At 70.6% G+C, this 25,006-nt stretch carries 30 protein-coding genes; 19 read left to right on the top strand and 11 right to left on the bottom strand.

All coding sequences use genetic code 11. The features are described from left to right. Positions 1-42: 42 nt before the first annotated feature. Positions 43-1,377, top strand: a complete 1,335-nt coding sequence (locus tag ACLJQM_RS09805) for an ABC transporter substrate-binding protein (RefSeq protein WP_410630853.1) — start codon at positions 43-45, stop codon at positions 1,375-1,377. On the opposite strand, the gene ACLJQM_RS09800 is transcribed toward ACLJQM_RS09805, so the two are convergent. Continuing rightward, positions 1,367-2,050 carry a TetR/AcrR family transcriptional regulator gene (locus tag ACLJQM_RS09800; RefSeq protein WP_410630852.1) on the bottom strand — a complete coding sequence of 228 codons (684 nt, stop codon included), beginning with the start codon at positions 2,048-2,050 and terminating at the stop codon, positions 1,367-1,369. The genes ACLJQM_RS09805 and ACLJQM_RS09800 overlap by 11 nt on opposite strands. A 66-nt stretch (positions 2,051-2,116) precedes the next feature. On the opposite strand from ACLJQM_RS09800, the gene ACLJQM_RS09795 reads away from it, so the two are divergent. Beyond that, positions 2,117-3,223: an FAD-dependent oxidoreductase gene (locus ACLJQM_RS09795; protein WP_410630851.1), complete on the top strand. Its 1,107-nt coding sequence runs from the start codon at positions 2,117-2,119 to the stop codon at positions 3,221-3,223. 3 nt (positions 3,224-3,226) lie between these two features. Here the strand turns inward: ACLJQM_RS09795 and ACLJQM_RS09790 are convergent, their stop codons facing one another. After that, a complete protein-coding gene (locus ACLJQM_RS09790; RefSeq protein WP_410630850.1) occupies positions 3,227-4,588 on the bottom strand; it encodes an NAD-dependent succinate-semialdehyde dehydrogenase in 1,362 nt (453 codons plus the stop codon). Between the two features lie 109 nt (positions 4,589-4,697). Here ACLJQM_RS09790 and ACLJQM_RS09785 point away from each other — a divergent pair, with 109 nt between their 5' ends. Beyond that, positions 4,698-5,120 carry a hypothetical protein gene (locus ACLJQM_RS09785; RefSeq protein WP_410630849.1) on the top strand — a complete coding sequence of 141 codons (423 nt, stop codon included), beginning with the start codon at positions 4,698-4,700 and terminating at the stop codon, positions 5,118-5,120. A 31-nt stretch (positions 5,121-5,151) separates the two neighbouring features. After that, the gene (locus tag ACLJQM_RS09780) at positions 5,152-5,640 is read left to right on the top strand and encodes a hypothetical protein (RefSeq protein WP_410630848.1); all 489 of its coding nucleotides are present in this window, start codon (positions 5,152-5,154) and stop codon (positions 5,638-5,640) included. On the opposite strand, the gene ACLJQM_RS09775 is transcribed toward ACLJQM_RS09780, so the two are convergent. Both ACLJQM_RS09775 and ACLJQM_RS09770 read right to left on the bottom strand, forming a co-directional pair. Further along, on the bottom strand, positions 5,595-6,032 hold the full coding sequence (locus ACLJQM_RS09775) for a L,D-transpeptidase (protein WP_360771765.1): 438 nt from the start codon (positions 6,030-6,032) through the stop codon (positions 5,595-5,597). The two genes, ACLJQM_RS09780 and ACLJQM_RS09775, sit on opposite strands and share 46 nt — an antisense overlap. A gap of 66 nt (positions 6,033-6,098) precedes the next feature. Then, positions 6,099-7,013, bottom strand: coding sequence for a hypothetical protein (locus tag ACLJQM_RS09770; RefSeq protein ID WP_247021739.1), 915 nt, complete (start codon positions 7,011-7,013; stop codon positions 6,099-6,101). Positions 7,014-7,137: 124 nt separating this feature from the next. On the opposite strand from ACLJQM_RS09770, the gene ACLJQM_RS09765 reads away from it, so the two are divergent. Both ACLJQM_RS09765 and ACLJQM_RS09760 read left to right on the top strand, forming a co-directional pair. Next, the gene (locus tag ACLJQM_RS09765; protein ID WP_247021737.1) at positions 7,138-7,443 is read left to right on the top strand and encodes a hypothetical protein; all 306 of its coding nucleotides are present in this window, start codon (positions 7,138-7,140) and stop codon (positions 7,441-7,443) included. A 72-nt stretch (positions 7,444-7,515) separates the two neighbouring features. Then, complete coding sequence (locus ACLJQM_RS09760) at positions 7,516-7,641, top strand: LysR family transcriptional regulator (RefSeq protein WP_410631363.1); 126 nt, start codon at positions 7,516-7,518, stop codon at positions 7,639-7,641. On the opposite strand, the gene ACLJQM_RS09755 is transcribed toward ACLJQM_RS09760, so the two are convergent. The 3 genes from ACLJQM_RS09755 to ACLJQM_RS09745 form a co-directional block, all read right to left on the bottom strand. Then, on the bottom strand, positions 7,613-7,912 hold the full coding sequence (locus tag ACLJQM_RS09755; RefSeq protein WP_410630847.1) for a hypothetical protein: 300 nt from the start codon (positions 7,910-7,912) through the stop codon (positions 7,613-7,615). The genes ACLJQM_RS09760 and ACLJQM_RS09755 overlap by 29 nt on opposite strands. Before the next feature lie 298 nt (positions 7,913-8,210). After that, positions 8,211-8,594: an STAS domain-containing protein gene (locus ACLJQM_RS09750; RefSeq protein WP_410630846.1), complete on the bottom strand. Its 384-nt coding sequence runs from the start codon at positions 8,592-8,594 to the stop codon at positions 8,211-8,213. Between the two features lie 143 nt (positions 8,595-8,737). Continuing rightward, positions 8,738-9,418, bottom strand: coding sequence for a TetR/AcrR family transcriptional regulator (locus ACLJQM_RS09745; RefSeq protein WP_410630845.1), 681 nt, complete (start codon positions 9,416-9,418; stop codon positions 8,738-8,740). A 116-nt stretch (positions 9,419-9,534) separates the two neighbouring features. On the opposite strand from ACLJQM_RS09745, the gene ACLJQM_RS09740 reads away from it, so the two are divergent. The 6 genes from ACLJQM_RS09740 to ACLJQM_RS09715 all read left to right on the top strand — a co-directional run bounded on the left by ACLJQM_RS09740 (position 9,535) and on the right by ACLJQM_RS09715 (position 15,380). After that, complete coding sequence (locus ACLJQM_RS09740) at positions 9,535-9,741, top strand: 4-oxalocrotonate tautomerase family protein (RefSeq protein ID WP_247021729.1); 207 nt, start codon at positions 9,535-9,537, stop codon at positions 9,739-9,741. 91 nt (positions 9,742-9,832) lie between these two features. Further along, positions 9,833-10,348 (top strand): peptide-methionine (S)-S-oxide reductase MsrA, encoded by a 516-nt coding sequence (gene msrA / locus ACLJQM_RS09735; protein WP_247021727.1) that lies wholly within the window; start codon positions 9,833-9,835, stop codon positions 10,346-10,348. Positions 10,349-10,718: 370 nt separating this feature from the next. After that, positions 10,719-12,938: a M4 family metallopeptidase gene (locus ACLJQM_RS09730; RefSeq protein ID WP_410630843.1), complete on the top strand. Its 2,220-nt coding sequence runs from the start codon at positions 10,719-10,721 to the stop codon at positions 12,936-12,938. A gap of 76 nt (positions 12,939-13,014) precedes the next feature. Continuing rightward, positions 13,015-13,524: an OsmC family protein gene (locus ACLJQM_RS09725; protein ID WP_360771784.1), complete on the top strand. Its 510-nt coding sequence runs from the start codon at positions 13,015-13,017 to the stop codon at positions 13,522-13,524. A gap of 78 nt (positions 13,525-13,602) precedes the next feature. Next, the gene (locus tag ACLJQM_RS09720) at positions 13,603-14,580 is read left to right on the top strand and encodes an ATP-binding cassette domain-containing protein (RefSeq protein WP_247021720.1); all 978 of its coding nucleotides are present in this window, start codon (positions 13,603-13,605) and stop codon (positions 14,578-14,580) included. Next, on the top strand, positions 14,577-15,380 hold the full coding sequence (locus ACLJQM_RS09715; protein WP_247021718.1) for an ABC transporter permease: 804 nt from the start codon (positions 14,577-14,579) through the stop codon (positions 15,378-15,380). Before ACLJQM_RS09720 ends, ACLJQM_RS09715 begins: the two co-directional genes overlap by 4 nt. A 64-nt stretch (positions 15,381-15,444) precedes the next feature. Here ACLJQM_RS09715 and ACLJQM_RS09710 read toward each other — a convergent pair whose 3' ends face one another. The 3 genes from ACLJQM_RS09710 to ACLJQM_RS09700 form a co-directional block, all read right to left on the bottom strand. Next, entirely contained in the window at positions 15,445-16,608 is a 1,164-nt protein-coding gene (locus tag ACLJQM_RS09710) for a pentapeptide repeat-containing protein (RefSeq protein ID WP_410630842.1), read from the bottom strand. A gap of 109 nt (positions 16,609-16,717) precedes the next feature. Continuing rightward, positions 16,718-17,134, bottom strand: a complete 417-nt coding sequence (locus tag ACLJQM_RS09705) for a nitroreductase/quinone reductase family protein (protein ID WP_410630841.1) — start codon at positions 17,132-17,134, stop codon at positions 16,718-16,720. Then, positions 17,134-17,679, bottom strand: a complete 546-nt coding sequence (locus ACLJQM_RS09700) for a DUF6069 family protein (protein ID WP_410630840.1) — start codon at positions 17,677-17,679, stop codon at positions 17,134-17,136. The genes ACLJQM_RS09705 and ACLJQM_RS09700 overlap by 1 nt, the downstream gene beginning before the upstream one ends. Before the next feature lie 105 nt (positions 17,680-17,784). On the opposite strand from ACLJQM_RS09700, the gene ACLJQM_RS09695 reads away from it, so the two are divergent. The 6 genes from ACLJQM_RS09695 to ACLJQM_RS09670 all read left to right on the top strand — a co-directional run bounded on the left by ACLJQM_RS09695 (position 17,785) and on the right by ACLJQM_RS09670 (position 23,208). After that, positions 17,785-18,744 carry an SDR family NAD(P)-dependent oxidoreductase gene (locus ACLJQM_RS09695; protein WP_410630839.1) on the top strand — a complete coding sequence of 320 codons (960 nt, stop codon included), beginning with the start codon at positions 17,785-17,787 and terminating at the stop codon, positions 18,742-18,744. Positions 18,745-18,805: 61 nt separating this feature from the next. Then, positions 18,806-20,692: a serine/threonine-protein kinase gene (locus tag ACLJQM_RS09690; protein ID WP_410630838.1), complete on the top strand. Its 1,887-nt coding sequence runs from the start codon at positions 18,806-18,808 to the stop codon at positions 20,690-20,692. Positions 20,693-20,910: 218 nt separating this feature from the next. After that, a complete protein-coding gene (locus ACLJQM_RS09685; RefSeq protein ID WP_410630837.1) occupies positions 20,911-21,201 on the top strand; it encodes a hypothetical protein in 291 nt (96 codons plus the stop codon). A 137-nt stretch (positions 21,202-21,338) separates the two neighbouring features. After that, positions 21,339-22,469 carry a C1 family peptidase gene (locus tag ACLJQM_RS09680; RefSeq protein WP_247021704.1) on the top strand — a complete coding sequence of 377 codons (1,131 nt, stop codon included), beginning with the start codon at positions 21,339-21,341 and terminating at the stop codon, positions 22,467-22,469. A gap of 9 nt (positions 22,470-22,478) precedes the next feature. After that, positions 22,479-22,895, top strand: a complete 417-nt coding sequence (locus tag ACLJQM_RS09675) for a hypothetical protein (RefSeq protein ID WP_410630836.1) — start codon at positions 22,479-22,481, stop codon at positions 22,893-22,895. A 4-nt stretch (positions 22,896-22,899) separates the two neighbouring features. Then, positions 22,900-23,208, top strand: coding sequence for a protease inhibitor I42 family protein (locus ACLJQM_RS09670; RefSeq protein ID WP_247021700.1), 309 nt, complete (start codon positions 22,900-22,902; stop codon positions 23,206-23,208). On the opposite strand, the gene ACLJQM_RS09665 is transcribed toward ACLJQM_RS09670, so the two are convergent. Next, positions 23,205-23,528, bottom strand: coding sequence for an STAS domain-containing protein (locus ACLJQM_RS09665; protein ID WP_360771811.1), 324 nt, complete (start codon positions 23,526-23,528; stop codon positions 23,205-23,207). The two genes, ACLJQM_RS09670 and ACLJQM_RS09665, sit on opposite strands and share 4 nt — an antisense overlap. A 250-nt stretch (positions 23,529-23,778) precedes the next feature. Here ACLJQM_RS09665 and ACLJQM_RS09660 point away from each other — a divergent pair, with 250 nt between their 5' ends. Continuing rightward, positions 23,779-24,984: a glycosyltransferase gene (locus tag ACLJQM_RS09660; protein ID WP_410631362.1), complete on the top strand. Its 1,206-nt coding sequence runs from the start codon at positions 23,779-23,781 to the stop codon at positions 24,982-24,984. Positions 24,985-25,006 lie beyond the last annotated feature (22 nt).

Here is a 25,006-nt window from a genome sequence, read left to right as displayed (position 1 = left end):
GTTGCCGCCATTGACACCTGCCTTGATCAAGGATAATCATCGATGCAAGCGCTTGCAATCGCGCGTCGCCTGTCCGACAAGGAGGCCGACATGCGCCAGCTCCTCCCCCTCACGGCCGCGGCCGTGCTGGCCGGCACCGCGCTCGTCGCGTGCTCCTCGGCCGCCGGGCTGACGATCAACCTGTACATCTCGCCGGAAGACCACCTGCAGACGGTGGTCGACCGCTGCACCGCGGCCGCCGCGGGCAAGTACAAGATCGTCTACAACAAACTGCCGCGCGGCGCGGACGGTCAGCGCGAGCAGATGGTCCGCCGGCTCGCCGCGGGCGACGCGTCCCTGGACGTGCTCGGCCTCGACGTCACGTGGGTGCCGGAGTTCGCCGAAGCGGGCTGGGCCGAGGAATGGACCGGCGCGAACGCGGCCGCGGCCACGCGGGACGTGCTGCCCGGCCCGCTCGCCACGGCCAAGTGGAACGGGAAGCTCTACGGCGCCACCAAGAACACCAACGTCCAGCTGCTCTGGTACGACGACCGGATCACGCCGTCGCCGCCGAAGACGTTCGACGAGCTGATGACGCAGGCGGAACAGCTGAAGGCGGCCGGGAAGCCGTACCAGGTGCTGTTCACCGGCGCGCAGTACGAGGGCCTGGTCGTCTTCTACAACACGCTGGTCGCCTCGGCGGGCGGGCACATCCTGTCCGACGACGGCCGTTCGGTCGTGATGGACGACGGCGCGGTGCGCGCGCTGGAGCTCCTCAAGCGGCTCACCACCGCGGGGATCACCGACCCGTCGCTGACGAACCAGAAGGAGGACGAGATCCGCCAGGCGTTCCAGCGCGGGCAGGCGGCGACCGAGCTGAACTGGCCGTTCGTCTACGCCTCCTACGCCAAGGAAAAGCCGCAGGACCTCAGCCACTTCAAGTGGACGCGCTACCCGTCGGTGACCGCGGGCCAGCCGAGCCGGGTGACCATCGGCGGCTTCAACCTCGCGGTCAGCACGTACTCCCGGCACAAGCCCGAAGCGTTCGAAGCGGCGCTGTGCCTGCGGAACGCGGCGAGCCAGAAGTACCAGGCGCTGGTCGACGGTATCCCGCCGAGCATCGCGACGATCTACCGAGACACCAGCCCGCTCGACGCGGCGAAACCGGCCGACGCCAAGGAAAACCCGACGATGGCCGACCAGTACCCGATGAAGGACGACATCCGGGCCGCGCTGACGGACGCGGCGGTCCGCCCGCTGACCCCGGCGTACCAAAACCTGTCGACGGTGATGTCGAAGGTCCTTTCCCCGCCGGCGGAGATCGACGTCCAGGCGACGGCGAAGGAACTGCGCGAGCGCTTGGCCGACGCCCTGGATTCGCGGGGCATCATCCCCTAGCGAGCCGCGCTTCGATGCCGTCGAGGAGGAAGTCGAGGCCCAGCCGGAAGGTCTCGTCGGCGTCGAGGTGGACGGCGTCGTGGATGACCGTGGACAGCGCGGGGTAGCGGCCGGCGGCCAGGGTCCGCTGCAGGTACGGGCCGTAGGACCGCTGCCACTGTTCCCTGTCCATCCCGGAGCTGCGCTCGGCGCGGCGTTCGGCGGTCTCGCGGCGCACCGCACCGATCACGTACGCGTCGACCGCCGAGACGACCGGCATGACGTCGTCCACGCTGACGCCGTCCAGCGCGGCCACGACCGCCTCGCCCTTGGCCAGCGCGTTCGGCCCGAGCGCGGGCCGTCCGCCGATCAGGTCGGCGAACCACTCGTGGCGGCGGACGGCCTGGCGGGTGGCTTCGGCCAGCGAGAGCAGCACTTCGCGCCACCCGTCCCCGGTCGGCCGGATCCCGCCGTGGACCGCGTCGGCCATCAGGTCGAGCAGCTCTTCCTTGGTGGCGATGTAGCCGTACAGCCGCATCGGCCCGACGTCCAGCTCCGCGGCGACCTTGCGCAGCGAAACCGCCACGAGGCCGTCCGCGTCGGCCAGCCGGACCGCCGCCCGGACGATCAATTCCCTGCTCAGCGGGGCCGGCACCGGCCGATCCGGCGGCTCCGGCCGCTCCCACACCACCATGCCGCGGACAATACAACGCCTTCTGCGATACAGTGTATCGATCGATACGGTGCATCGGAGGAAGCCATGACCATCGCCATCGTCGGAGCGGGCCTGGGCGGCCTGGCCCTGGCCCGGGTGCTGCACGTGAACGGCGTCGAGGCCGTCGTCTACGAGCGGGAGTCGTCGCGCGAAGCCCGCGGCCAGGGCGGGATGCTGGACATCCATTCCGGGCAGCGGGCGCTGCGCGAGGCCGGCCTGATCGACGAGTTCTTCGCGATCGCCCGCGGCGAGGGCCAGGACATGCGCCTGCTCGAGCCGGACGGCACGCTGCTGCTCCAGGAGGACACGCCGGACGACGCACCGCTCCTGCGTCCCGAGGTCGACCGCGCCGACCTGCGCGACCTGCTGCTGGACTCCCTCCCCGCCGGCACGGTCCGCTGGGGGCACGCGTACGCGTCCGCCGCCGACGGCGTCGTGCACTTCGCCGACGGGAGCAGCGCGGAGTACGACCTGCTGGTCGGCGCGGACGGCGCCCAGTCCCGCGTCCGAGCCCTGCTCACCGACGCCCGCCCGGCGCACATCGGCCAGAACACCGTCGAGCTCGGCATCCCCGACATCGACCGCACCCACCCGGACCTGGCGGCCATGGTCGGCCGCGGCAACTACTGGGTGTTCGGCAAGGGCATTTCCCTGGCGGCCCAGCGCAACGGCGACGGCCGCGTCCGCATCGGCCTCAGCTTCTACAACACGGGCGAGGACTGGCTGGCGACGACCGGAATCCCGCTCGACGACCCGGCCGCCGCCCGCGCCCGCCTGATCGAACTCCTCCCCGGCTGGGCCCCGGGCATCACAGCGCTGATCGAGGCCTGCGACGACACGGTGCTCCCCCGCACGATCACCACCCTCCCCCCGGGCCTGACCTGGCCGCCACGCCCGGACGTGACACTGATCGGCGACGCGGCCCACCTGATGCCCCCGGTGGGCGAGGGCGCGAACATGGCACTGCTGGACGGCGCGGTGCTGGGCCTCGCACTGGCCGAACAGCCGGACATCCCGTCGGCGACCGGGGAGTACGAGCGGGAGATGTACGAGCGCACGGGCAAGGCGGCCCGGATGTCGGCGCGGATGCAGGAACTGCTGATGTCCCCGGACGCGAGCCGCCGGTTGCTGGAGTTCTTCCAGCCGAGCTGAGTTTCAGAGGCGGATCGGTTTCTTGTTCATGAACTCCTCGATCCCCAACGGCCCCAGCTCCCGGCCGATGCCCGAGCGTTTGATGCCGCCGAACGGGAGGTCCGCCTCCGAGCCGCCGGACTTGTTGATGTAGACCATTCCCACGTCGATCGCGCGGGCGATGCGGGCCGCGCGGTTGCGGTCCGTGCTGAAGACGCTCGCGCCCAGTCCGAACGGGGTGTCGTTGGCCAGTGCGATCGCTTCCTCCTCCGTCTCGGCGCGGAAGAGCAGGGCTACCGGGCCGAAGATTTCCTCGTGGTACGCCGCCATTTGCGGGGTTACGTCGGTGAGGACCGTCGCCTCCAGGTACGCGCCCGGGCCTGGGATGCGGTGGCCGCCCGCGCGCAGGGTTGCGCCCTCGGTGATGGCGCGTTCGACCTGGGCGGCCACCTCGTCCGCGGCGGCCGGTGAGGCCAGGGGCGGGAGTGTCGTCGCCGGGTCCGCCGGGTCGCCCGGGACGTAGTACGCCGCGACGCGCTTGGCGAACCGGTCGGCGAACTCCTCGTAGAGCTCGCCCAGCACGATGATGCGCTTCGGAGCGTTGCACGACTGGCCGCAGTTGCGCATCCGGGCGGTCGCGGTGACCTTGACCGTCTCGTCCAGGTCGTCGGTGTCCAGCACGATCAGCGGGTCCGAGCCGCCGAGCTCGAGGACGCTCTTCTTGAGGTTCCGCCCGGCCTCCGCCGCGACGGAGATGCCGGCCTGCTCGCTGCCGGTCAGCGACACGCCCTGGATGCGCGGGTCGGCGAGCATCCACGGGACCTGACGGCTCGACGCGAAGACGTTCACGTACGCGTCTTCGGGCACGCCGGCGTCGCGCAGCACGCGCTCGATGGCGACCGCCGAGCGCGGGCAGATCGACGCGTGCTTGAGCAGGATCGTGTTGCCCAGCACCAGGTTCGGCGCGACGAACCGGGCGACCTGGTAGCACGGGAAGTTCCACGGCATGACGCCGAGCAGTGGCCCGATCGGCTCCTTCGTCAGCACGGCCTCGCCGCCGCGGATCGGCAGCGGCTCGTCGGCCAGCAGCTCCGGGCCGCGCTCGCCGTAGTAGCGGAAGATGTCGACGACGACGCCGACCTCGCCGCGGCCTTCGTTGATCCGCTTCCCCATTTCGAGGGTCATGATCGCGGCGAGCTCGTCGGCGCGTTCGGCGAACAGCCCGGCGGCCCGGCGCACGATCGCGGCCCGCTCCGCGACGGGCCGCGCCCGCCAGCCCGCGTACCCGCGGTGCACCCGGCCGATGGCGGCTCGGACCTCCTCGTCGGTCGCGTTCGGGATCTCCTCGACCCGCTCACCCGTCGCGGGGTCGGTGACTGAGTACATGGCGGCCTCCGTATCCGACGCGTCTACTGGATACTGTATACACTATCGGACCACTGATCGACACCCGCGCGGCGGTACTCCCGCGCGCTTGATCGCCTATCGTTTTCCCATGACGCTGGAGCTCACCGGCGGCCCCGAATTCGACGCACTGGCAACGGAAAGCGCTCGCTGGACGCGCCACTACGCGGGCGGCGAAGTCACGTTCGGCTGTCCCGCGCGCACGCCGGAACGCACCCCGCGGGTCTGGAGCGGCCGCGGCCTCGGGCTGGCGGAAGCCGAGCTGCCCCGGTTCGCCCGCCAGCTAGCTCGCGCGATGAAGCACTGGACGTACTGGGAAGCGCGGGTGCCGGGCAGTCTCCAGTGCTGGTCAGCCGGCCGCTACGACGACGAAGACGGCTTCGTGTACTTCCTCGGGCCGTGCACGCACAGTGATCTCTGGCCGGGGTACCGGCCGGCACGGGCGTTCGCCATCGCGCTCCCCCACGTGCGCGGGCTGCGGATCCGGGTGGCTGCTTACCTGGCGATCCACTGACGTCCGGCCCGATGACATGAAAGAGTCGTTCATGACGTCGGACGAGGTGAAAGAGTCGTTCACGGCAGTGCGACGCCGCCGGCTCCGCCAGGTCGTGCGAGCGGGGGCGATCGCCGCCGTGGTCAGCGGTATACCGTCGACCGTGCACGCCCTCGCCACCGGTGGCGACCTCCTCGCCGCCACCCGCGCCGCGGGCACCCTCATCCCCGGCAGGCGCGACCGGCCCGGCGTCGCCGCCGGGCTGGTCGCGCACCTGTTCATCGCCGCCGGGTGGACCGGCGTCCTCGCCGTCGCCCGCTGCCGCGGCGTCACCCGCGGCGCGGTGGCCGGGCTGGCGATCGCCGCACTGGACCTCGGCCTCGCCGCTCGGGCCTACCCCGCCGTGCGGATGCTTCCCCGCGCGCCGCAGCTGGCCGACCACCTGGTGTTCGGCGCCGTCGCCGGCGCCCTGCTCGACCGTCCGAAAAGGACGGATCAGGGCACGACCTCGACGACGTCACCCGGGTGCAAGGAGTTGTAGAACGTCACCGCGGCCGCGTGCGAAAGGTGCACGCACCCATGGGACTTCGCCTTCAGGCTGCCCTGGTGGAAAGCGACCCCGGTGGTGGTGAAGAACACCGAATAGGGCATCGGGCCGTTGTACTGCTTGCTGTAGTGGTCGATGTCCTTGTACTGCACGTGGAACTTCCCGAGCGGGGTCGGGTACTTCGGCAACCCGACGGTGATCGGGACGCCGCCGTAGGTGACGTTCCCGGCGCCGTCCGTCAGCCACGCCGTGTTCGAACTGCGCTGGACGCAGGCCTTCGCTTCGGCACTGCACGGCGTCGACGCCGCTTCGGCCGTTCCCGCGAACGCCACGGTCCCCGCCATCGCGGCGACCCCGCCCAGTAGTGCGATCATCCTCCGGTTCATCGCGTGCCTCCCGTTGTCGTTCGGCTACAGGAGGTAAGGTGCCCCGTTTTTCGATCTTCGAACCACTCAGTTCCGCGGCTGGGAAAGCCCGAGGAATTCGGCCTGCTCGCGGTCGTACCGCTGGGTCAGGCCGTTTCCGTAGCGGTCCCACCAGTTCTGCGTGTGCCCGCCCTGGCGGGTGGTGGTGTCACCGTAGATCTGGCGGTCGTACTCGACGCGGGCGTCGCGGAACTCCTGCTGGAACTGTTCCGGCGTGAGGCCCTGGACGTGCTGGATCGTCGTGTCGCTCAGGGTCCGCGAGCTGCGCACGATGTCGTCGCCGCCCATGTGGTTGAGGATCGCGCGCACCCCGCCGGCGCCGCGCATGTGCGCCCCGGACATGATCGCGGCCTGCGTGCCCGGATCGGTGAAGTTGAGCGCGCCCGCGGTGCGCGCGTTCGCCGTCATCAGGTCCGAGACGACGGCGCGTTCCTCGGCGCTGCCGATGCCGTACTGCTCGCGCGCGGCGATGATCCGGTCGTAGCCGTTGTGCATGTTCTGCCGGAAGCCGTACGCCTCCGGCACGCCGCCCTGCTCGCCGGTCGCGCCTTCCGAGCGCATGATCGAATCGACCACGCGCGGGTCCAGCTGCTGCGGCGCCGCCGCGGCCGCCGCTCCCCCGCCGCCGGCCTGGGCCTGGCCGCCGCCGTAGGCCTGCGCGACGTCGGAGTCGGCCGCGTTGTAGCCGTTCGCGGCCGTCTGGACGTTCTGGTTGACGTTCGTGATCAGGCTCAGGAACTTCTGCAGCGCGCTCCCCAGCGAGGAGTGCAGCGCCGAGTTCGCGGCGGCCACCCCGCTCCCGATCCCGGCGAACGACAACGCGTCGAGCACCAGGCTCTCCAGGTCACGGGTCACCGAATGGAAGGACGACCCGACTTCTTCGACCGCCTTGGCGACCGTCCCCATTTCCGTGGTTTCGGCGCGGTAGGCCCCGGCACTCATGGTCTGCTCCTTCCGGACACGGCTGTGCGGGTTCGAGAATTCCGCACCGCGTGGCACCGCCCAACGGCCGAATTACCCACTGCGGTACCGGCGGGAGTGCCCACTCGGACGCTAGATTGGGCAGATGACCAAACCCGACGACGACCCGAACGTCCTGGACGGCGAGATCGTCGACGAGACCCCCACCGCGGCGATCGCGGTGCCCTCGTCGCCGCTGCCGGAGCCGGACTACAGCCTGGGCGGCGTGCCCAGCTTCGACTTCGTGCGCGACAAGATCGAGAACCGGTACACGACGTCGGTCGGGGCCGCCGAGGTCGCCGGCCTCGGCACCGACACCACGGCCGAAACCCTCGACAAGCAGATCGCCGACCGCGACCAGGCGGCGAAGGACAGACTGGCCGCGATCCGCCGGTCGATGCGCGGCGAGTAGCGCTCAGCGGACCAGCTCGGTGTCGTAGCGTTTTGGCCCTGGCCGAGGCCGAAGCGGTGGAGCGCCGAGGAGCTGCACTTCGGCCGCACGGCGGAGCGGCTGCACGTCTCGACCGCGCAGGTCAGCCAGGCGATCCGGAAGCCCGAACGGCGGATCGGCGTGCCGCTGTTCACCGGACCAGCCGCCGCGTGGAGCTGACCGCGGTGGCCTCGTCGGCGACCTCCGGCGAGGTCGGCACCGCGCTGGCGCGCGCGATGGAGGCCGGCCGCGGGGTCACCGGCACGCTGCGGGTCGCGTTCCGCGACGCGGCGGGCGGGCAGCTCCTGGCCGTGTGGCCGAGCGCTTCCGGCAGCGGGAACCGGGCCGAGTTTTGCGAGGTGCGGCCCGCCGAGGTCCTGCCCTGGCTGCGCGAGGGCGAGGTGGACGTGGTGCCGGCCGGGCTCCCGCTCGAGGCACCGGACCTGGTCACCGGCCCGGTGCTGGTGCGGGAGCCGCGCTTCTCGGCGGTCGCGGCGGGCCACCCGTTCCCGCGACGCGAGTCGGTGGTGACCGCGGACCTCGCGCGCGTTGCCGGACCCGTGGCTCGACGAACACGCACCGGAGGCCGCGGTCGAGCCCCCGGCGGGCCTGCAGGAGCTGCTGACGGCCGGCGCCGGGGAGGGCGCGCTGCCGGCGGTACCACCCGCGGCCGGACGTCGCTTACGTGCCGATCACCGACGCGCCCCGTGGGTGCGCGAGCCGGCGCGGAAGCCGCCACCCCGATCACGTCAGGCGAGCAGCCAGCGCATCTCCGTCGGCTGGTAGGCCGCGATCGCCGCCAGCCGGTGGGAAAACACCGGTACCCGTCCCGCCAGGCCCGCCAGCCGGATCACCTTCTCCACCGCGCTGCCCGGGTTCGCGATCAGGCAGCCGGAAATCCCCCGCTCGTGGCACAGCTCGAACGCCCGCTGCAGACCGCGGATCCCGCGTGCCGAAAGGAATTCCAGCTGCCCGAGGTCGATCACCAGCCGGTGCGGTCCCGGCAGTTCGCAGAGGGTGGCCTCGATCACCGCCGTCCACTGGGTGACCGTGTCGATGTCGAGCCGGCCTCGCACTTCGACGACCAGTACGCCGCTGGTCCGTTCGGTGGCGATCCCGTCTTGGTCGCGCATCGCGCGCCTCCTCGGGGCCGTGTCGGAGGACGGCCCCGGACCATGGTCCCACCGCGGCCGGACCGCAGCGCGCCGAAGCGGGATACTGTTCCCGCATCGGTTTTCCCTTGGCGGACGGACGAACCCCGGCACGACCGTCCGGGCTAATGTCCACTGTGGAGAGTCAGTCGCACCAGCCACTCGCGCAGCAGCGACGCCTCGCTCGCGCTCAGTCCCGGCGGGGCCGCGTCGCCCAGCAGGGCGCCGAGCGTCGTCGCCGCGGCGGCGACGTCCGCGGACGGCTCCGGCCGCTCTTCGGCGAGGATGCCGGCCAGGACGCTCTCCCGGACGCGGACGGAGAACACCAGGTCCGGGTAGAGCGACGGCCGCGTGATCATCGACAGCGCCACCCCCGCGTTGGCCGCCATCACCATCTGCGCGGCGAGCGGCGGCGGCACCTTCAGGCGCCCGGCGGCCGCGCAGCGCTCCAGCACCGCGAGCAGCAGTTCGTGGGCCTCGGCGGCCGCGCCGGGCGGCGTCGAGAGGCCCGCGTACATCAGGCGGTAGTGGTGCGGGTGCCCCACGGCGAAGGCGACGTGGTTGTCCCACCCGTCCCGCAGGTCGCGCACCGGATCCGGCGACGGCGCTGCCGCCCGCTTGCCGGCGAGGTACTGCTCGAACCCGTGGTCGACGACGGCGGCTAGCAGCCCGTCCTTGTCGCCGAACTGCCGGTACAACGCCGGCGCGCCGACCCCGGCGGCTTCGCAGACGGCCCGCGTCGAGACGTCCGCCGATCGCGAGAGCAGGTCGGCCGCCGCCGTCAGAATGCGCGTTCTCTGGTCCACGAAACCCGACGCTAGCAGGCATTATCACTGTCATCAAGATTTTGGTAGCGCCGATCCAACTTCAGTGTTAGCGTTGCTTACGAAAGCACGTAACCGACGATACCGGAGGCACCACCATGCCGTTCGCCAACTTCAAGGTCCCCGCCGGCACCCTGACCGCCGAGCAGAAGGAGCAGCTCGTCACCCGCACCACCGACCTGTACGCCGAGATCTACGGCGACCGCGCCCGCGCGAACACGATGGTGCTGGTCGAGGAGGTCGCCGACGGCGGCTGGGGCATCGGCGGCGACGTGCTCACCCTCGCGAAGCTGCAGGCCGGCTGACGTCAGGCTTCCGTAACCCCCGCGTGGAATCATCGGCTGACCACCGAAGTTGTACAGGTGGCAGCACCACACGAGGAAAAGGAGTGACGCCGTGACCACGTCAACCGAAAGGGCCGTCCTGGCCGGCGGCTGCTTCTGGGGCATGCAGGAGCTGTTCCGCCGTCAGCCCGGGGTGATCTCGACCCGGGTCGGTTACAGCGGCGGCGACGTCCCGAACGCCACCTACCGCAACCACGGCACGCACGCCGAGGCCATCGAGGTGGTCTACGACCCCGCGCGGACCACGTTCCGCGACCTGCTCGAGTTCTTCTTCCAGGTGCACGACCCGACGACGAAGAACCGCCAGGGCAACGACATCGGCGTGAGCTACCGCTCGGCGATCTTCTTCGAGAACGACGAGCAGAAGCGGGTCGCCGAGGACACCATCGCCGACGTCGAGGCATCGGGGCTGTGGCCCGGCAAGGTCGTCACCGAAGTCAGCCCGGCCGGCGACTTCTGGGAGGCCGAGCCCGAGCACCAGGACTACCTGCAGCGCATTCCGAACGGGTACACCTGCCACTTCGTGCGCCCGGGCTGGAAGCTCCCGAAGCGCGAGAAGACCGCCTGACCGTCAGCAGCACCGAAAGGCCCCCACGCCGATCACGGCGTGGGGGCCTTTCGCCGTTCGGACGCGGAAAAGATCACCCGAACGGCGGTGATCCCCGATCAGTCCTGTGTGGACGGTCAACAATTTCGCCCTCAAAGGCGTGAAATGTCCTTTTTGGGAAGTATTGCGTCCGGTAGATAAGACCGTACGTTAGTCGCTTGTTCACGAGCCTTCGGCGCCGGATCCTGATTTCCGCCAAGTAGCAACGTTTTCCCGTCCCCCGTTCTCGGCCCGGCCTGCACCGGGCCGGTTCGCCCTGCCCGGAGGAGATCCTTCGATGCACCTGAGACGTCCCATCGTCTTGGCCGCGAGCGGCGCGCTGATAGCCGCTATGTGCACGACCACCGCAGCCCAGGCCCAGCCCGCCACCCCGAACGCCACCGCGGACGCCCAGACCCTGGCCGTCAACGCGGCGGCCGGCCTGGTCGCCAGCAAGCCGGCCGCGCTGCACGCCAGCGCGGACGACGTTTTCCTCGCCCAGAAAGCGATTTCCTCGACCAACGGGCTCAAGTACGTCCCCTACGAGCGCAGCTACAAGGGCCTCCCGGTCGTCGGCGGCGACTTCGTCGTCGCGACCGACTCGACGGGCCAGGTGCTGGGCACCTCCGTCGCGCAGGACCAGACCATCAACCTCGCCACCACCACCGCCAAGGTCTCCAAGGCCGCGGCCGAGGTGACCGCCCGGCAGCAGCTGTCCGCCGTGGACAGCGTGAGCCCGGCCCAGCAGGTCGTCTACGCGCTCGGCACGCCGACGCTGGCGTGGAAGAGCACCGTCGTCGGCCGCGACGCCGACGGCCCGAGCCGCCTCGACGTCATCGTCGACGCCGCCACGGGCAAGGTGCTCAAGACCCAGGAGCACGTCCTCAACGGTGACGGCACCAGCGCCTGGAACGGCCCGAACCCGGTGCACCTCGACACCACCCACTCGGGCAGCACGTACTCGCTGAAGGACCCGACGATCACCAACACGTCCTGCCAGGACGCGGCCAACAACACCACGTTCAGCGGACCGGACGACCTCTGGGGCAACGGCACCGCCAGCAACCGCGAAACCGGCTGCGTCGACGCGCTGTTCGCCGCGCAGACCGAGAACAAGATGCTCTCGCAGTGGCTGGGCCGCAACAGCTTCGACGGCAGCGGCGGCGGCTGGCCGATCCGCGTCGGCCTCAACGACCAGAACGCCTACTACGACGGCACCCAGGTCCAGATCGGCAAGAACACCGCCGGTGGCTGGATCGGTTCGATCGACGTCGTCGCGCACGAGCACGGCCACGGCATCGACGACCACACCCCGGGCGGCATCTCCGGTGCGGGCACCCAGGAGTTCGTCGCGGACGTCTTCGGCGCCTCCACCGAGTGGTTCGCGAACGAGCCCTCGCCCTACGACGTGCCGGACTTCCTCGTCGGCGAGCAGGTCAACCTGGTCGGCTCCGGCCCGATCCGCAACATGTACAACCCGTCGGCGCTGGGCGACAAGAACTGCTACGACAGCTCCGTCCCCAACGGTGAGGTGCACGCGGCCGCCGGCCCCGGCAACCACTGGTTCTACCTGCTGGCCGAAGGCACCAACCCGACCAACGGGCAGCCGACCAGCTCGACGTGCAACAGCTCCACGGTCACCGGTCTCGGTGTGCAGACCGCGGTGAAGATCTTCTACAACGCGATGCTGCTCAAGACCAGCAGCAGCTCGTACCTGAAGTACCGCACCTGGACGCTGACCGCGGCGAAGAACCTCTTCCCGGGCAGCTGCACCGAGTTCAACACCGTCAAGGCGGCGTGGGACGCCATCTCCGTCCCGGCGCAGTCGGCCGACCCGACCTGCTCGGCGACCGGCACCGTCACGGTTTCCAACCCGGGCAACCAGTCCACCACGACCGGCGGTTCGGTGAACCTGCCGCTGTCGGCCAGCGGTGGCACCTCGCCGTACACCTGGTCGGCCACCGGTCTCCCGGCCGGCCTGTCGATCAACGCCTCCACCGGCACGATCTCGGGCACCGCGACCACCGCGGGCACCTCGAACGTCACCGTGACGGCGAAGGACGCGGCCAACAAGACCGGCACGGCGTCGTTCACGTGGACCGTCGGCACCACCGGCGGCTGCTCCGGCCAGAAGCTGGCCAACGGCGGGTTCGAGTCGGGTAGCGCGAGCTGGACCGCCAGCAGCGGCGTGATCGGGCAGAACGGTTCCGACCAGCCGACGCACGGCGGCACCTACAACGCGTGGCTCGACGGGTACGGCACGACGCACACCGACTCGCTCGCGCAGTCGGTGAGCATTCCGGCAGGCTGCCACGCCAGCCTGACGTTCTACCTGCACATCGACTCCGCGGAGACGACCACCACCACCGCCTACGACAAGCTGACCGTCGCCAACGGCAGCACGACGCTGGGCAGCTACTCCAACCTGAACAAGGCGTCCGGGTACGTGCTCAAGACGGTCGACGTTTCGTCGGCCGCCGCCGGCACCCTCTCGCTGAAGTTCACCGGCACCGAAGACAGCTCGCTGCAGACCTCGTTCGTCATCGACGACGTGGCCGTGACCCTGAGCTGAAGCTGAACCGTTGAAGCGGGGAGACCGGGTCGTCCCGGTCTCCCCGCTTCTCCGTTTTCCGGGGCAGAATCGCCCCATGGACACCGAAGAACTGCGCGCGACCCAGGCCCCGCTGAAGGACAAGTACCGCGAAAGCCCGGAGAGCGCGGTCGTCACCCTGCACGCCGACGCCGAACTGGACGGCCTCGGCATCTCCTGCAAGGTCGAGACCGGCCGCGCGGTCGTCGAGGCGGGCCTGCACCCGGCGACCGGCGGCGACGGCACCCTCGCCTGTTCGGGCGACATGCTGCTCGAAGCGCTCGTCGCGTGCGCGGGGGTGACGCTGCGCGCGGTGGCGACGTCGCTGGGCCTCGAGGTTCGCGGCGGGCGCGTGCGCGCCGAGGGCGACCTCGACTTCCGCGGCACGCTGGCCGTCGCGAAGGACGCGCCGGTGGGCTTCCGCGCGATCCGGCTGTCCTTCGACCTGGACACCGACGCTTCCGAAACCGAGCTCGCCACGCTCAAAAAGCTGACCGAGCGCTACTGCGTGGTGTTCCAATCGTTGCGGACGCCGCCGGAGTTCGCCGTGGCGCTTTCCGCGAATTGATTCTTCTCCGGGAGAAACCCGGAGGACAAAGCGGACAGCGTGGCTTAGCTTGTCGGTGTCACCGGAAGGGGAGCCGACATGCCACAGCCGGAACCGGACATCGCCGTCCAGGTACGCGGGCTGGTGAAGACCTACGGTTCGACGCGCGCGCTCGACGGCGTCGATCTCGACATCCCGGCCGGGCGCGTGCTCGGCCTGCTCGGCCCGAACGGGGCCGGGAAGACCACCACCGTCCGCATCCTGACCACGTTGCTGCGACCGGACTCCGGCGAGGCGCACGTGGCCGGGTACGACGTCCTGGCCCAGCCCGACGAAGTCCGGCGGCGGATCGGGCTGTCCGGGCAGTACGCGGCCGTCGACGAGAACCTCACCGGTTTCGAGAACCTCTACATGGTCGGGCGGCTCTACGGCAGGCGGAAGGCGGCGGCCCGGTCGCGCGCCCGTGAGCTGCTCGCGCGGTTCGCGCTGGAAGAGGCCGCCGACCGGCCGGCGAAGGGCTACTCCGGCGGCATGCGGCGGCGGCTCGACCTGGCCGGCGCGCTGGTCGCGGAGCCGACCGTCGTCGTCCTCGACGAGCCGACCACCGGCCTCGACCCGGGCGGGCGCCTCGACACCTGGGGCGTCATCAAGGAACTGGTCGCCGACGGCACGACCGTGCTGCTGACCACCCAGTACCTCGAAGAAGCCGACCAGCTGGCCGACTCGATCGTGGTGATCGACCACGGCCGGGTGATCGCGCGCGGCACGGCCGACGAGCTCAAGGCCCAGATCGGCGGCGAGCGGCTCGAACTGGTCGTCGCCTCCCCGGCCGACCTGCCCGCCACCCTCGAGGTGCTGCGTGAGGTGGGCACCGGCGACCCGACGGGCGACGACCACACGCGGCGCGCGGAGATCTTCGTCGACACCGGGCCCAAGGCCCTCATCGAGGCCCTGCGGCGGCTCGACGCGCAGGGCATCGCCGTCCAGGACGTCGCCCTGCACCGGCCGACGCTCGACGACGTCTTCCTGTCCCTGACCGGCCACGGCGCCGAGCCCACCGAGGAGGCCGCGAAGTGAACGCGCTCGCGAAGGGCATCTCCGACGGCGGCATCATCACCTGGCGCAACCTGGTGAACGTCCGCCGCAACCCGGACTGGCTGATGGCCGCGACCCTGCAGCCGATCATGTTCGTCCTGCTGTTCGCCTACGTCTTCGGCAACGCGATCGGCGGCGAGGCAGGCGGCGCGGCGTACCGCGAGTTCCTCATCGCGGGGATCTTCGCCCAGACGGTGGCGTTCAACTCGGCGTTCACCGTCATCGGCTTCGCCAACGACCTGCAGAAGGGCATCATCGACCGGTTCCGCTCGCTGCCGATGTCCCGCATCGCGGTGATCCTCGGCCGCACGACGTCGGACCTGGTGGTCAGCGTGGTGGCGCTGGTCGTGATGTCGCTGTGCGGGCTGATCGTCGGCTGGCGCATCCGCGGCAGCTTCTGGGACGCGCTGCTCGGCTACCTGGTGATGCTGATGTTCGCCTGGGCCCTGTCGTGGGTCGGCGCGCTGATCGGCCTCGCGGCCCGCAGCGTCGAGGTCGCGCAGAGCGCCGGCCTGATCTGGATGTTCCCGCTGAGCTTCATCTCCTCGGCGTTCGTCCCGACGCAGACCCTCCCCGGCTTCCTGAAGGCGATCGCGGACTGGAACCCGTTCACGGCGGTGATCAACGCGACGAGGGACCTGTTCGGCAACCGGTTCGGCCCGGCACCGACGGGCTGGCCGGCGGAGCACGCGGCGTTGTATTCGATCGTGTGCTGCGTGGCGATCATCGCGGTCTTCGCCCCACTGGCCACGGCCCGGTACCGCCGGGTGGCGAGCAAGTAGCTCGGCGTCCACACGTCGTCAACGGCATTTGCGGTGGCGGGTGCCCGATCACCACATCCGGCTATTACACGCCGCCGCCGCCATATTGGCCAGGTCGCCACCAGGCATCCTGGACGTCGATATCCGACACCATGGCGAACTCAGTCTCTTGATCGTGAAGTGCATTTCTAAGATGCGCTCCATCGAAGTGAGACATGCCCAGCTGGACGCCATTGAAATTGACACCTTCAAGATGCGCATCCGAAAAGTCCGACGAATATACCCGTGAGTGCACAAGACTTGCATCCTGCAGATACGCGCAGGCAAAGCTCGTACTTGACAGTAGCGCACCAGAAAGATCAGCGTTCACCAGGCTTGCGCCTTCGAAATCCACTTTTGTAAGGTCGAAGCCTTCCAATTTTGCACCAGTGAGATCCGCGCCAGCAAGACTAACACCCTTTAGGTCCAACAAATCATTGTTGCCTTTTGCACGGTTCTGTCGACTCAGCACGGTCAACGCTTCCTGCACGTCACTACGCAGTGGTTGCCACCCAAAAGGCGGCGGACATGGTTCTTTTCCTCCCACCCCCAGAACAGGACGAGCTTTTGGCAAATTGTCCCGAATAAAAGCCGACAAATGACCCACGATGGCGGGCCGGTCTCGCGGCGAATCACCTGCCAGTCTTTCCATTGCACGGATGCCACCGAGCCGCGCCTGCAAGTTGTCAACACCCTTGGCGCTGATCTGATTAACAGCCGAATCCAAGCGTGCCACAATTTGCCCATCTTGGGCTATTTTGACCTGTTCGCGCATTGCCGACACTTGCTGCATACTGGGCACGAACGCGAAGGCTGCCACCAGCAAGGGAACGACAGCCATCGCTATTTTCGGCAAAATCGAACGATGAACAGCCACTTCGGACGAACTATGGCTGGACAGTGGCGTCGGAGTCGCCATCTCAGCCATCCTGGCGACCAACACCCCGCGCTGTCCGGGCACAGTCTCCCAGCCAACACCCTCCGAATTGTTCGCAAGAGCCGTGGCCGAGCGGGATGCTCGGATGAGCCCCCACCCCGCGGCGCTGACAAGTGCAGCCATTGGCAGCCACCACCACGTTTTCAACCAGGTGGCCACAGGAGACCAACCCTGCCACCAGAACTGCCACGTTCCGACGATAACGATGGCCGCTGCCGCGGCACCCAGGATCACGCCGCTCAGGCGCAACCGCAGTTGTCTCCGATCGCTCACCACAGGAATATCCCATAATGCGACATGGCCGGTGGGAGAACCCAACAACTATGACGTCGCAAGGAGTCCACCGCGCCGGGAATCCCCACGCCATCCTGAGCAGCGGCGGTCAGTCCTCTTCGGACAGCTCCACGATGGGGATGACCCGGCGTGCCTGCCGGGCCTTTTCCCGGTGCTCCGCCAGGAACGGGTAGTGCTGCTCCAGCTCCGTCCACGCCCGCACGTAGTCCGCGCCCAGCAGCGGCAGGGCCTCTCCTTCGAACTCCCGGCCGTCCACCTCCACCTTCACCCGCGGGTCGTCCGCCAGGTTCAGGTACCAGTCCGGGTGCTTCGGCGCGCCGATGTTGGACGCCACCACCAGCAACCGCTCGCCGTCGTGGTGGACCATCATCGGGACCGTGCGGGGCTCGCCCGTGCGGCGGCCCGTCGTCGTCAGGAGCACCAAGCGCTCGCGGTGCATCCCCTCGACCTCGCCGCCCGCGCGGAACTGCCGGATCACGCGGCGGTTCGTCTCCTGGATGTCCATCACCGGTCGTAGTACCGGGTCGGCGGGTCCTGCTGGGTCCACTGCTGCTGCGTCGGCGGCGGCGGGGCCGTCTTCTGCTGGCGGCGGCGCCGGTGCAGGGTCCGGGCGCTGGCCGCCATGCTGTTGACCACCATCGCGATGGCCAGGCCGAGCACCAGGTTGATCACGGCCGTCGCGATCTTCGCGCTCGGCGCCACCGTGAGGGTCAGCGGCAGCACCACGGCGATGAGTGTGACCAGCACCATGATCCAGCCGAAGAACTGGGACGGCGCCGGCGTCGCCACGCTCAGCAGGTGCATCAGCCCGGTGGCGAGCAGGGCCACCGCGGCGGCGACCAGCGCGTACGTCGTGGTGCTCGCGTTGCCCCAGACGCCCTCGCCTTTTGGGGCGAGCACTTCGACCTCGAAGATGCCGCGCGCGATCAGCAGGCCGACGACGGCGAGCAGGGCCGCGACCACCGCCGTCGCTACGCCGCCTGCCCACAGCCGGCGCGCGTCGATCCCCGGGCGGACGTCCTGGGGCTGGTTCCCGTAGTAGTCGGCCATCAGAGCCTTCCTAGGTCGGCTGCGCCTCTCGCCTCCGATTGTCCCCTGTTTCGGCCCCGGCCGCGATTTGCGCTGGAGCGCACTCCAGGTTTTACCGTCGGGTGCATGAGCACCGCACAGCACAAGATCGGCTCGGGCTTCGGCGCCGGCACCACCGCGGCCGAAGCCGTCGGGGGCATCGACCTCACCGGGAAGCTCGCCGTCGTCACCGGCGGTTACTCCGGGATCGGCCTCGAAACCACCCGCGCGCTGACCGGCGCCGGCGCGCACGTCGTCGTTCCGGCCCGCCGCCGCGCGACCGCCGAAGCGGCGCTGGACGGCCTGGCGGAGGTCGACGAACTGGACCTGGGCGACCTCGACAGCGTCCGCGGCTTCGCCGAGCGGTTCCTCGCCACCGGGCGGCGGATCGACCTCTTCATCGGCAACGCGGGCGTCATGGCCTGCCCCGAAACCCGCGTCGGCCCGGGCTGGGAGGCCCAGTTCGCGACCAACCACCTCGGCCACTTCGCGCTGGTCAACCGGCTGTGGCCGGCGATCGCCGACGACGCGCGGGTGATCTCGCTGTCCTCACGTGGCCACCACAACTCGCCGATCCGCTGGGACGACGTCCAGTTCGGGCGCGGCTACGACAAGTGGGCGGCCTACGGGCAGGCCAAGACGGCCAACGTGCTGTTCGCCGTCCGGCTCGACGAGCTGGGCGCCGCGAAGGGCGTCCACGCGTTCGCGCTGCACCCGGGCGGCATCATGACGCCGTTGCAGCGGCACCTGCCGCGGGCGGAGATGGTCGAGCGCGGCTGGATCGACGAGGCCGGGAACACCCTGATGGCGTTCAAGACGCCGGAGCAGGGGGCGGCGACGACGGTGTGGGCCGCGACGTCACCGCAGCTGGCCGGGCTCGGCGGGCTGTACCTCGAGGACTGCGACGTCGCCGAGCTGCTCCCGGAGGACACCGGGGAGGCCGGCGCCGCGGGCGTCCGTCCGTACGCTGTGGACCGCGAACAGGCCGCTCGCTTGTGGACGCTGTCCGCGCAGCTCACCGGGGTGGACGCGTTCGCGGGCCGGTGAACGCCCGTTTCCGGTGATCTTCCGACGTTTGCCGCGCACGCGTTCCGGGTACCTGGCGCCCGTGGCCGACGAAGCCGGGAGAGCGGGGAGCCCTACGGCGGGCGCCTCGGACGACGTCACGTGTGCTCGCTACGTACTGGGTGAGTTCACGACCGGGCCGCGCCGGGAGCCGGACGACGAGCGGCCGCCGACCCTGCTGGCCGGCCGTTACGAGGTCGGCAGGCTGATCGGCAGCGGCGGCACGGCCCGCGTCTACCGCGCTTACGACCTCCGGCTGGAGCGCGAGGTCGCCGTCAAGATCTACGACCGCGACGCGATGCCGGTGGACCAGCGGCGCCGGCTGCGCGAGACGACCATCCAGGCCAGCATCAGCCACCCCGGCGTGGTGGCGCTGCTCGACAGCGGCAACGACAACGGCCGCACGTTCCTGGTGATGCAGCTGGTCGAGGGCGAAAACCTGGCGGAGCGCCTGCTCAGCGGCCCGATGCCGGCGGCCGAGGTCACGGAGCTGGCGGACGGGCTGGTGGAAGCGCTGGCCCACGTCCACGCCCGCCGCGTCGTCCACCGCGATCTGAAGCCGGCCAATGTGTTCCTCTCCGCGGCCGGTCCGCTGATCGGCGACTTCGGCATCGCGCACGCCCTGGACACGACGCACATCACGGGCACGGGCGTGGTCCCGGGCACGGCGGCGTACCTGGCTCCGGAGCAGGTCAGCGGCGAGCCGGCCGGGCCACCGGCGGACGTGTACGCGCTGGGCCTGATCCTGCTGGAGTGCCTGACGGGCGAGCGCGAGTACGCGGGCACGATGGTGGAGGCGGCGATGGCCCGCCTCAGCCGGCCACCGCGGATCCCGGCGGACGTGCCGGCGTCGCTGGCGCACACGTTGCGCCGGATGACCCGCCGCGAGCCACGCGACCGGCCGACGGCGGAGGAGGTGCGCGAGCTGCTGCGCTCACCGGCGCCGGTAACCCCGTTCGTCCGGCGGCCGTTGTGGCGCCGCCGGCTGAAGGTGGTGACGCCGGCGGAGGTCGCGGATGGTGCGGCCACCGACCTCGCGGCGGCATCGATTCCCGGCTCCGCCCGAGGCGACCAGGGAACGGCCTCGGCTGAGCCTCGCCACCGCACCGAAGGCACCACCGCCGAAGCCCCCCGATCCAGCCACCACCCGAGCGGCGAGATCCCCGCCGCCGAGCCGCACCACTGGGCCCCGGCCGCCGGCGCGGCCCCAGCCGCCGAGGCGGCCCGGAGCGGTCAGCACCCGAGTGACGCGGTCCCCGCTGCCGAGCCGCACCACCGTGCCCCAGGCGCCGGCGCGGCCCAAGCCGCCGAGCCCGGCCACCACGCCGCCGGCACCGCCGCCCAAGCCGGCCACCACCGGAGCGGTGCAACACCTGCCGCCGAGCCCGGCCACCACGCCGCCCAAGCCGGCCACTACCGGACCGATGCGACCCCTGCCGCCGAGCTCGACCACCACATCGGCAACCGCCACCCAAACGACGCCCCTGCCGCCGCCGAGCCCGGCTCCCCTGCCGCCGCGTACCCCGACACCGCTCTCCTCACCTCCCCCAGCGCCGACCCGCGGCCCGCGCGACGCCGTCGGATGGCCGTCGCCGGAGCCCTCGCCACCGTGGCCGTCGCCGCCGTCCTCGGTGGCCTCCTCACCCAGCGGGACACCGGGACCACCACCCCCGCGCAACCGCCCGCGCCGGTGGCCACCGCGCCCTCCGCCACCTCCGCCACTTCCGGGCCGCTCGCCGACCGGGGTACTCCCGATCCGCAGCCGCAGCAGCAACCGCGGCCGTCGGTCACCCCTCCCTCGCTCGAACCCGCCGCCGTCACCCACCCGACTCCCACCCGCTCCGCGCCGCCCACCACCAAGCCGGGCAAGATCGGCAAGGGGGAAACCCGTGGCAAGGGGAAGGGCGCCGGCGGGCACGACGACACCTGAGCGCGGGACCTCCGGCGCGCCGATCCGGGCCTAACGGCCCTGGTGTGGAATAGCCGCCGAAACAATCGCGAACTCCCTTTCCCGAATTCGGACTCGAAACAATAACGACCGGTAACCGGAACGCCTCCCACCTCGACACATCCGGTGGTGCCGAACGAGCGGGCGCCTCCGCCGGGAATCCCCGTCCCGGCCGGTTCGATGAAATTCCGGAGGTCTGGATGAGTGTCCACGCTGCCCTCGCGCGGCCCGTTGCCCACACCCCGCGCGGACGGCACGCCAAGCCCCGTCCCGCGTGGCACCGGGTCACCGGCCGGGCGGTTTTTGCGGCTTCGGCACTGATCACCGCCGGGGCGGTCTGGCCGCCGGCGGTGCTCGTCGTGCTCGTGCTGCTCGGGGCGGGCTTCGCGAAACTGCGGACCGCGAGCCGGAAGATCGACACCATCTTCGCCGAAGAACTGTCCGGCCGGGAAGACGTTTCCGAAATCGCCGACCGCGTCGAGATTTCTTGACAGCCACAATTTTCCGGTCGCCACAAAACTACTCCTCGGCAAAAGGATGACCGCTCTGGTGACCACGACCGCGGCGGGAGTAGAACCGATCGGGCACGGCCACCGCCGCGTGAGGCGTCGAAGATTGGGGAGTCATCATGGCCGATCCCGCAACCCCCGCGTCACCGGTCGAACTCGACCGGGTCCGCACGGAACTCGCCGCGCAGGGCCATCCGTGGGTCATGGGCGAGAACTCCATGACCATCCTCGAAGAGGACCAGCGCCGCCACCGGCTGGGTGTCCCGCTACCCCCGGAAGCCGAGCGGCACGACCTCGAATCGACGGCGAAATCCCTCGCCCAGGGTGAAGCCGCCCGCGCCACCGCCGTTTCCGGAGCCGGCGCCGCCGCGCAGTTCGACAGCCGCAACACCGGTGGCGCCAACTACGTCACGCCGGTGAAGGACCAGGGTGACTGCGGTTCCTGCGTTTCCTTCGGCACGGCCGCCACGATCGAAACCGTCGCCGCGTTCACGCGCGGGCAGCCCGGCCTGCAGCTCGACCTGTCCGAAGCGCACCTGTTCTACACCCACGGCGCGAACGACGGCGCGACCTGCGACACCGGCTGGATGCCCGACCGGGCGCTGAAGTTCTGCCACGACGTCGGCATCACGTACGAGGACTACTTCCCGTACAGCCCACGCAACCGCTCCGCCGCCAAGCTGAACGCCGACTGGCCGAACCGGCTCGCGACCACGCCGTCGTACGCGGCGTTGACCGGCAACCCCGCGGCGATGAAGGAACAGCTGGCCGCGCGCGGCGCGCTCGTCGCGTGTTTCCTGGTGTACCAGGACTTCTTCTCCTACAAGACCGGCGTCTACCGGCACGTCACCGGCTCGCTCGCCGGCGGTCACTGCGTGACGCTCGTCGGCTACGACGACAGCCAGGGCTGCTGGATCGCGAAGAACAGCTGGAGCACCAGCTGGGGCGACGGCGGCTTCTTCCGGATCGCCTACGGCGAGTGCGGCATCGAGACCTGGCAAGTCCACCAGGTCGGCGCGGTGAACCTGCGCTCGTGGACCGGCTCGACGTCGGTGCTCGGCCTCTGGAGCAACGACCAGGAGCGCAACACCTGGGCGTACCTGCAGAACATGGGCTGGCTGCACCTGGCCGCCGACAGCGAAGTGGTCAACAAGGCGATGCTGATCGAGCTGATCGCCGCGAAGCAGGGTGGCCGTCCGGTCAACGCGTTCAGCAACAACGGCACGATCATCGAGACCTACGTCTTCTAGGAGCCCGCGATGGCCACATCGACCAGTCCGTCCAGCGCTCCCGTGGCGGTGGCCCCGGCCGCCAGCCCGGACAACGCGCCCCAGCCGCTCACCCCCGACCAGCTGACCGCGGCGACGACGGCCACCGTCGCCGCCGAACCGAGCGCCGAACCGGTGCTGAGCCCGCCGGGCGCCGCGCGGGCCGCCGCCCCGGTCACCACGGCCGCGGCGTGGCAGTCGAACAAGAAGGTGCTCGCCCTCTGGACGAACAACGCCCCCCGCAACGGCTACGCGTTCGTCGACGGCGTCGGCTGGAAGCACCTCGCGACGAACAGCGACGGCGTGCACGAAACGCTGTTGATGCTCGCCGCGTCGGCGAAACTGGGCGGCTCGGTCACCTACCCCGAGGCCGCCGACGGCTTCATCCACGAGATCTACCTGTGGTGAGCCCGTGCGGGTGATCACGCTCGAAGCCGACGGCGCGGCGGCGGACGTCGCGCCCGGCGAACGGCTGGAGCTGCGCCTGCCCGAGAACGCGGGCACCGGCTACCAGTGGGTGCTCGACGGCCCGGAACCGCCGCTGCGAGTGGTCGAAGAGACCCTCCACCCGGTGGCGGACCGGGCCGGCGGCACCGGCGAACACCGGTTCGTCCTGCACGCGGACGAGCCGGGTGAGACGACGCTGGTGGCGCGGCACGCGCGGCCGTGGGCGCCGGAGAGCGAGCTGCACCGCTTCCGGTTCACCGTGCGGGTCCGCTAGCCGGCGTCCTGCCAGGGTTCGAAGCTGCGCAGGAGCAGCCTGACCTGGGCCGGATCCGTGATGACGGCCTCGACGCCCCGCGGCATCGCGATGATCAGCTGCGTCTCGCGGGCGGTGCAGCCCGCCGCCGTCGCGGCCAGCACCGCGATGCCGCCGCCGTCGACCGCCGTGGCCATCGTGAGGTCCACGACGATGCGGCGGACCGCTTCGGCGAAGGCGTCTTCGATCGCCTGGTGGTAGCTGGGGGCCAAGCCGCCGTCGAAGACCCCGTCCACGGACAGGATGACCTCGTCTTCGAGGAGCACGCTGCGAAGTGTCATCCTGACCTCCTGCCGACCGGGTTTTTCCTCACCGGGTCCGGGTTCGGTCATCAAAGGTTACGGCAGGACCCCGGGTGGGCGCAGGCTGAGCGGGCCAGGAGAGCACACCGGAAGCAGCACGATCAGAAGTCGAAGAGGACACGAGATTCCCTCTCCCCATTCAAATGTATAGCGGATACCGGGGCTTGCGGCAAGCCCCGGGTGCGGGTCCACAATCCGGGCTCACCATTTTCCGATGAGGGGATTTTCCATGCGCGTGCTGCTGTCCACGATCGGCTCGCGGGGCGAAGTGCAGCCGGTGGTGGCGCTGGCCTCGGAACTGAGCGCGCTCGGGCAGGACGTCCGGCTGTGCGTGCCGCCCGACTTCCGGGACGGACTCGACGAGCTCGGGTTCGACGTCGTGCCGATCGGCCCGCTGCTGCGCGGAACCGCGTCGGCGCACCGGGTTCCGCCGACACCGGAGCAGATCCGCAGGGCGGCCGAGGACACCGTGACGACCCAGTTCGAGACGATCGGCGCCGCGGCCGAGGGCTGTGACGTCCTGGTCGCGGCCGGGGCCCTGCAGTTCGCCGCCCGCTCGATCGCCGAGCGCCGCGGCGCCGCCTACGTCTACGCGAGTTTTTGCCCGATCACCCTGCCGTCGGATCTGCACGCGCCGCCGCCGATGCCGTGGCGGTCGCCCGGAAAGGCGGAAAACCGCGCCCTTTGGGCCGAAGACGCGGACCGCTGGAACACATTCTTCGGTGCCCGGGTCAACGAGCACCGCGCGGCGGCCGGCCAGCCGCCCGTCGCCGACCTGCCGACGCACGTGTTCTCCGACCGGCCGTGGCTGGCGGCCGACGCGGCGCTGGCGCCGTGGCCCGAACCGGGTGACTCCCGGATCGTCCAGACGGGCGCATGGATCTGGCCGGACGAGCGCCCGCTGCCACCCGGGCTCGAGGAGTTCCTCGACGCGAGCGAGCCACCGGTGTACTTCGGGTTCGGCAGCATGCGCGCCCCGGGCGAGCTCGCCGAGTCGATGCTGGCGTCGGCCCGCGCGCACGGCCGCCGGGCGGTCATCGCCCGCGGCTGGGCGGACCTCGCCGCGCCCGGCGCCTCGGACTGCTTCGGCGTGGGCGAGGTGAACCAGCAGGCGTTGTTCCGCCGGGTGGCGGCGGTCGTCCACCACGGCGGCGCGGGCACGACGACGGCGGCGGCCCGCGCGGGCGCGCCCCAGGTGGTGGCGCCGCAGATGTACGACCAGCACTACTTCGCCGCCCGCGTCGGCACGCTGGGCATCGGCGCGGCCACGGAGCCGGGCGTGCCGGCCGAGGCCGCGTTGACGGCGGCGCTGGAGGTCGCGCTGAGCCCGGAGGTGGCGGCCCGGGCGCGCCGGTTCGCGGGCGAGGTCCGGGCGGACGGAGTAAGCGTGGCGGCGAGCCACCTGCTGGCGACGGCGCCGCTGACGTCCGCCTGAGTCACCGGTTCCCGTTCGGCTG

It is taken from the genome of Amycolatopsis sp. cmx-4-83 (assembly GCF_046548815.1).
GTDB lineage: Bacteria > Actinomycetota > Actinomycetes > Mycobacteriales > Pseudonocardiaceae > Amycolatopsis > Amycolatopsis pretoriensis_A.
Note: the sequence above shows the minus strand (reverse complement) of the source record. Positions and strands in the feature narration are given on the sequence as shown.

Bases quoted from the DNA above. Each gene is read 5' to 3' on its own strand.
- ACLJQM_RS09770 (WP_247021739.1), bottom strand. From the start codon at position 7,013: ATGAGTGCCGGGGCCTACCGCGCCGAAACCACGGAAATGGGGACGGTC.
- ACLJQM_RS09740 (WP_247021729.1), top strand. From the start codon at position 9,535: ATGCCGTTCGCCAACTTCAAGGTCCCCGCCGGCACCCTGACCGCCGAG.
- ACLJQM_RS09660 (WP_410631362.1), top strand. From the start codon at position 23,779: ATGCGCGTGCTGCTGTCCACGATCGGCTCGCGGGGCGAAGTGCAGCCG.
- ACLJQM_RS09790 (WP_410630850.1), bottom strand. From the start codon at position 4,588: ATGTACTCAGTCACCGACCCCGCGACGGGTGAGCGGGTCGAGGAGATC.
- ACLJQM_RS09750 (WP_410630846.1), bottom strand. From the start codon at position 8,594: ATGCGCGACCAAGACGGGATCGCCACCGAACGGACCAGCGGCGTACTG.
- ACLJQM_RS09775 (WP_360771765.1), bottom strand. From the start codon at position 6,032: ATGAACCGGAGGATGATCGCACTACTGGGCGGGGTCGCCGCGATGGCG.
- ACLJQM_RS09730 (WP_410630843.1), top strand. From the start codon at position 10,719: ATGTGCACGACCACCGCAGCCCAGGCCCAGCCCGCCACCCCGAACGCC.
- ACLJQM_RS09720 (WP_247021720.1), top strand. From the start codon at position 13,603: ATGCCACAGCCGGAACCGGACATCGCCGTCCAGGTACGCGGGCTGGTG.
- ACLJQM_RS09785 (WP_410630849.1), top strand. From the start codon at position 4,698: ATGACGCTGGAGCTCACCGGCGGCCCCGAATTCGACGCACTGGCAACG.
- ACLJQM_RS09800 (WP_410630852.1), bottom strand. From the start codon at position 2,050: ATGGTGGTGTGGGAGCGGCCGGAGCCGCCGGATCGGCCGGTGCCGGCC.
- ACLJQM_RS09680 (WP_247021704.1), top strand. From the start codon at position 21,339: ATGGCCGATCCCGCAACCCCCGCGTCACCGGTCGAACTCGACCGGGTC.
- ACLJQM_RS09665 (WP_360771811.1), bottom strand. From the start codon at position 23,528: ATGACACTTCGCAGCGTGCTCCTCGAAGACGAGGTCATCCTGTCCGTG.
- ACLJQM_RS09685 (WP_410630837.1), top strand. From the start codon at position 20,911: ATGAGTGTCCACGCTGCCCTCGCGCGGCCCGTTGCCCACACCCCGCGC.
- ACLJQM_RS09780 (WP_410630848.1), top strand. From the start codon at position 5,152: ATGACGTCGGACGAGGTGAAAGAGTCGTTCACGGCAGTGCGACGCCGC.
- ACLJQM_RS09765 (WP_247021737.1), top strand. From the start codon at position 7,138: ATGACCAAACCCGACGACGACCCGAACGTCCTGGACGGCGAGATCGTC.
- ACLJQM_RS09675 (WP_410630836.1), top strand. From the start codon at position 22,479: ATGGCCACATCGACCAGTCCGTCCAGCGCTCCCGTGGCGGTGGCCCCG.
- ACLJQM_RS09705 (WP_410630841.1), bottom strand. From the start codon at position 17,134: ATGGACATCCAGGAGACGAACCGCCGCGTGATCCGGCAGTTCCGCGCG.
- ACLJQM_RS09700 (WP_410630840.1), bottom strand. From the start codon at position 17,679: ATGGCCGACTACTACGGGAACCAGCCCCAGGACGTCCGCCCGGGGATC.
- ACLJQM_RS09795 (WP_410630851.1), top strand. From the start codon at position 2,117: ATGACCATCGCCATCGTCGGAGCGGGCCTGGGCGGCCTGGCCCTGGCC.
- ACLJQM_RS09695 (WP_410630839.1), top strand. From the start codon at position 17,785: ATGAGCACCGCACAGCACAAGATCGGCTCGGGCTTCGGCGCCGGCACC.
- ACLJQM_RS09725 (WP_360771784.1), top strand. From the start codon at position 13,015: ATGGACACCGAAGAACTGCGCGCGACCCAGGCCCCGCTGAAGGACAAG.
- ACLJQM_RS09805 (WP_410630853.1), top strand. From the start codon at position 43: ATGCAAGCGCTTGCAATCGCGCGTCGCCTGTCCGACAAGGAGGCCGAC.